General features: G+C 35.5%; 6 protein-coding genes. 2 read left to right on the forward strand and 4 right to left on the reverse strand.

Annotated elements, in window-relative coordinates; translation table 11 throughout:
- Nucleotides 1-170: 170 nt before the first annotated feature.
- From dnaB to Q0L68_RS00450, 3 genes are all read right to left on the reverse strand, one after another.
- Nucleotides 171-1,748: a replicative DNA helicase gene (gene dnaB, locus Q0L68_RS00440; RefSeq protein ID WP_296697815.1), complete on the reverse strand. Its 1,578-nt coding sequence runs from the start codon at nt 1,746-1,748 to the stop codon at nt 171-173.
- A gap of 94 nt (nt 1,749-1,842) precedes the next feature.
- On the reverse strand, nt 1,843-2,136 hold the full coding sequence (locus Q0L68_RS00445; RefSeq protein WP_296697817.1) for a lycopene cyclase domain-containing protein: 294 nt from the start codon (nt 2,134-2,136) through the stop codon (nt 1,843-1,845).
- Nucleotides 2,137-2,178: 42 nt separating this feature from the next.
- Nucleotides 2,179-2,496 carry a hypothetical protein gene (locus Q0L68_RS00450; protein ID WP_296697819.1) on the reverse strand — a complete coding sequence of 106 codons (318 nt, stop codon included), beginning with the start codon at nt 2,494-2,496 and terminating at the stop codon, nt 2,179-2,181.
- A gap of 176 nt (nt 2,497-2,672) precedes the next feature.
- On the opposite strand from Q0L68_RS00450, the gene Q0L68_RS00455 reads away from it, so the two are divergent.
- Both Q0L68_RS00455 and Q0L68_RS00460 read left to right on the forward strand, forming a co-directional pair.
- Nucleotides 2,673-4,028 carry a Mur ligase family protein gene (locus Q0L68_RS00455; protein WP_296697822.1) on the forward strand — a complete coding sequence of 452 codons (1,356 nt, stop codon included), beginning with the start codon at nt 2,673-2,675 and terminating at the stop codon, nt 4,026-4,028.
- Between the two features lie 59 nt (nt 4,029-4,087).
- Complete coding sequence (locus Q0L68_RS00460; protein WP_296697825.1) at nt 4,088-4,894, forward strand: 3'-5' exonuclease; 807 nt, start codon at nt 4,088-4,090, stop codon at nt 4,892-4,894.
- Between the two features lie 32 nt (nt 4,895-4,926).
- On the opposite strand, the gene Q0L68_RS00465 is transcribed toward Q0L68_RS00460, so the two are convergent.
- The coding region (locus Q0L68_RS00465; protein WP_296697828.1) for a M48 family metallopeptidase at nt 4,927-5,371 on the reverse strand (445 nt) is incomplete at its 5' end.

The raw sequence follows: 5,371 nt of genomic DNA on the forward strand, positions 1-5,371 counted from the left end.
CATCCTTAATATTTGGATATAAACCTTTCCGGCACCATTCATCTCGATGATTTAATGCCGCTGCCCGAATGGAAACTCTTGCCTCTCCGGGCTTTAAGGACCTTTCTTGAATATCGGTCAATAAAAGTTTACTAGAGTAATTACTATTAAGAGTAATTGCTTTCATATTATTAAAAATCTGCAGGTGAATTTGGTCGGTTTAAAAGATCATCTGTATCATCAAAATCAGAATTAGCTTTACTCTGTCTTTTTATCGTTTGCCCAGAATCAAAAGATGATACTCCGGAGGATTGTTTAGAAAAGTTCGATCCGTAAACAGGCTGATTAAGCATTGGCGTACCGAAATGATCTAAGTCTTGGAATTTTGTAAATCTACCGATGAATCTAAGTTTAACAGTATCAAGAGATCCATTTCTATGCTTTGCTATTATCACTTCTCCCACACCTTGAGTCGAATTATGTTCCTCATCTTCTGTAATTCCATAATATTCAGGGCGGTAAAGAAACATTACCATATCGGCATCTTGTTCGATAGCTCCAGATTCCCTCAAATCCGAAAGTTGAGGTCTCTTATCCCCACCGCGTGTTTCAACAGCTCTGGATAACTGAGATAGTGCTATAACCGGAACACTTAATTCTTTTGCAATTTTCTTTAAGGCTCGGGAAATACTAGCAATTTCTTGCTCACGATTACCGCCTCCGCCTCCTTTTGAGTCACCTGACATTAATTGTAAATAATCAATTACAATCATTTGAATGTCATGCTGAGCTTTGAGTTTTCTACATTTGGCTCGAAGCTCAAGAATAGACAAAGCTGGTGTATCATCTACAAAAAGCGGTGCTTTTGAAAGCTTCGCTGTTTTATGGACTAATTGAGCCCATTCATGATCTTCTAAAGAACCCTTTTTAATCTTTTCTGAATCTAATTCAGCTTCTGAACTTATCAATCGATTCACAAGCTGAACAGAGGACATTTCCAATGAGAAAATAGCAACGGGTTTATTATGATCTACAGCCGCATTTCTTAAAACAGAAAGAACAAAAGCTGTTTTACCCATTGCAGGACGAGCAGCAATAATAACCAAATCAGATTTTTGCCATCCTGAAGTTACTCGATCCAAAGCTGTAAATCCTGATGGAACTCCGGTTAAACCATCTTTTTGACCTCTACGAGATTCCAACTCTACGATGGCCTCACGCATGATAGACTTCATGTCTGAATAATTCTTTCTAATATTCTTTTCAGAAATCTCAAAAAGCGATTGCTCCATTTTATCCAATAGTTCAAAAACATCGGTTGTTTCCTCATAAGCATCTTTTTGGATCTCAGAAGAAATACGAATCATTTCACGCTTAATCGATTGTTCCGTGATAATTCTGGCATGGTACTCAATGTTCGCAGCAGAAGCCACTTTTGAAGTGAGCTCTGTTACGTAAAAAGCCCCACCGGCAATTTCTAAAGAACCATTTCGTCTAAGTTGGTTGGTAACAGTTAATAAATCAATTGGCTGGCTGTCTGTAAACAAATCCAAGATTGCCTGAAAAATTGCTTGGTGTGAATCTTTGTAAAAGCTTTCAACTTTTAAAATATCGATCACATTTGTCAATGCATCCTTTTCTAACATTAAGGCTCCTAGTACAGCCTCTTCAAGCTCTATAGCCTGTGGAGGCACTTTTCCAAGCATGTTGGTGGGATTCTGTACAGAATGCTTACGAGAAATTCTAGGATTGGTACTTTTTTCGGTCATATTAACAAATGTATGGTCTTATAGCCATGAGTTTTAAACAAGTTTTGCCAGACTTATCAACACTTACTAAGCCACAAAAATCAAGCCTTGGTAATCAAGTTTGTGATTTATAATAAACTCCATTTCTAAATCCATGAAACATGCTACAAAGCATCGCCCATGAAAAATGCCACAGCATTTCAGAAATAGGGATATTTAGAATTTTATAACCAAGATATGGTTTGTTTAACATTCCATAGGTATCCCAAAAATGAGGAAATAGAATATTGAAATTGATATAATAAATCAAAAGAGATATTGTCAGGGTAGCAATTGCAGAGATTAATGACACCTTGATTAGATCTTGTCTTTTTTTCCAAATGTAAATTGAAAGAACAAGAAACGTCAAGATAGTAACATAGCCCGAATGAATTCCAAATCCGAAAGTAAACTAGGACATACTCAGGCATGCAACTAAAAACAGATAAAAGAACTCCAGATTTATGGGTTTTGATACTTTGGAGTAATCTATCTCTCTATTTGTAAAAGATGAATAGATATAACCACCAACTCCAAATAATGAAAATCCGATGATGAAGTCTTCAATCCCAACTATCCCAGTCCCAAAAAGTGTTGGAGGCCTCCAATAATCTCTGAAATACCAAACTTCAGCGATCATTCCCATTAATCCACCAGCCACTCCTACCTTAATCATTCCTGCTTTCCAAGGGCTCTTCCAAAAAACAAGTGCCCAGGCAATTGTGTACATGATGGATAGACAAAAGTAAGCGTACTTATCTTCTAGCATAAAACTCAAAACGTATCCGAAATTAATTAAAAAGTATTCTCCCAAAAAAATTGTTGGAATTAAGAAACGATATGGACAAAGCGCATGACTTTTATTTTTAAGTTTGAACTAGAATTGAAAAACAAAAACCAACTTAAATGGAAAAATATCATTTCATAGCAGTGGGGGGTGCAGTCATGCATAATCTAGCTTTAGCCCTTGTTGAAAAAGGATATACAGTTACGGGATCTGATGATGAAATTTATGAACCCTCAAAAACAAGGTTATCTAAAGCTGGAATTTTGCCCAATTCTTACGGTTGGTTTCCTGAGAAAATAACATCGGACCTAGATGGGATAATCTTAGGGATGCATGCTAGAATAGACAATCCTGAATTATTGAAGGCGCAGGAATTAGGTATACCGGTATATTCTTTTCCTGAATTCATTTTTAATCAGAGCAAAAAGAAAAAAAGAATTGTTATCGCTGGTTCACATGGAAAAACCTCTATAACATCTATCATTCTTCATGTTTTAAAAGATAATAAAGTAGACTTTGATTATTTGGTAGGAGCTCAAATAGATGGATTTGACTTAATGGTGAGGCTTTCAGATGCTCCCATTATCATTATAGAAGGTGACGAATACCTTACATCCCCGTTAGATAGAACCCCGAAGTTTTTCCATTACAAACATGACATTGCTTTGGTAAGTGGTATTGCATGGGATCATTTTAATGTATTTCCTGATTTTGAGGAATATAAAGATCAGTTTTCAAAATTGATGGAGAAAACACCAGACTCTGGTGAATTGATTTATTGCGAATCCGACCAACTTGTTAAACAAGCGGCAGAAAAAATTGAAATTAATGCTGATAAAACTTCTTATAAAGCTCACCCAGCAATTATTGAAGGAGGTAAAACGTTTCTAAAAACTGAGAATGGTTTGGTAGAAATCCACATTTTTGGAGATCATAATCTTCAAAATCTTCAAGGCGCCATGAATATTTGCCTTTCTTTGGGCCTATCAAAAGAGAATTTTTATTCCTCAATCCAAAGTTTCAAAGGAGCTGCAAAAAGACAAGAATTGATAGCAGGAAATGATAATGCTTGCCTTTATCGGGATTTCGCTCATGCTCCATCTAAATTGCAAGCTACCGCAAATGCCGTAAAAGCACAATTCCCTGAAAGAACTCTAATTGCTGTTCAAGAGCTACATACATTTTCTTCGTTAAATAAGGATTTCCTTCCAAACTATGCAGGAACCATGGATGCACCTGACATAGCTATAATATACCTTAACCCTCATGCCGCAGCTTTAAAAAAATTAGAATTGATGGATGAAGAAACTTTAAGAGAAGGTTTCAAGAGATCTGACCTTAGGTTATTTACCGAAAGTAGCAGTCTACTACAGTTCTTATTAGAACAGGATTATACCAACACCAATTTACTTTTAATGTCTTCTGGAAACTATGATAATATGGATTTGGAAGGATTAAAAGCTAAATTCAAGTAAATTGAATCGGATATTTCATCTCCATGAAATCAAGTGAGATGAAAATTAAAAACAAAAAAATGAAATTAAATTTAAGAAATCCCATTGCATTTTTTGATTTAGAAGCTACTGGAACGAATATTTCTACGGATAGAATAGTGGAAATTTCAATTGTAAAATTGAATGTAGATGGAAAAAAAGAAATATATACCAGAAAGGTAAACCCTGGAGTTCCAATTCCTTTGGAAGCTTCCCTGATTCATGGTTTATATGATAAGGATGTTAAAAATGAACCTTTATTTAAAGATATAGCGAAAGAAGTACATCAATTTATCGGACAATCTGATTTATCTGGTTTCAATGTTTTAAAGTATGACATTCCATTATTAGTGGAAGAATTTTTAAGATCTGGGATTGAGTTTGATTTAGATAAACGAAATCTTTTAGATGCACAAAAAATCTTTCATTTGATGGAAAAAAGGAATCTGACAGCAGCCTATAAATTTTATTGTGGGAAAACATTAGAAAATGCTCATAGTGCTGAAGCAGACACTTTAGCTACGATGGATGTTTTTATTTCTCAAGTAGAAAGATATATGGGAGAAGAAGCAATAGACCTTCAAGGTAATAAACTTGGGTTCTTTGAGAATGACATGAAGAAAATCCATGATTTGGTAAATGAAAAAATGGTGGATTTAGCCGGTAGATTTGTATTCAATTCTCAAGGGGAAGAAGTATTTAACTTTGGAAAACATAAAGGTAAACCCATAGAACAGGTATTTAAGGAAGAACCAGGTTATTATGACTGGATGATGCGTGGAGATTTTCCACTTGACACTAAGAGAAAATTAACTCAAGTTAAACTTCGAGGATTCACTAATAGGTAATAAAAAAACCGGAAAAATTTCCGGTTTTTTTATCATTGATCTTTATAATATTTCAATGCTTCGGGCATCCATTCATTTAGCTTTTTAATTCTATTGCTCGGGTCAGGGTGCGTGGATAAAAACTCTGGCGGTGCTTCTCCCCCACTTTGAGCCTGCATCCTTTCCCAAAAAATTGGGGCTTCTCTAGGATCATATCCAGCTAATGCCATAAAAGTCAGGCCTAATTGATCTGCCTCAGATTCATGTTTTCTAGAAAAACTTAACATTCCCAATTCACTTCCTATTCCTACTGATTGTAAGAAAATCTGTTGAGTCAAAGTAGGGTTTTGACCAATAGCTGAAGATAAAATTCCAACTCCAAAGTTTGCAATCAATCCATTCGACATTCTCTCTCTGGAGTGAGCGGCAACTGCATGGGCAATTTCATGTCCCATAACTACTGCTATCCCTGTTTCTGTTTGGGTTATCGGCATAATG

It is taken from the genome of Algoriphagus sp., from assembly GCF_024642405.1.
GTDB lineage: Bacteria > Bacteroidota > Bacteroidia > Cytophagales > Cyclobacteriaceae > Algoriphagus.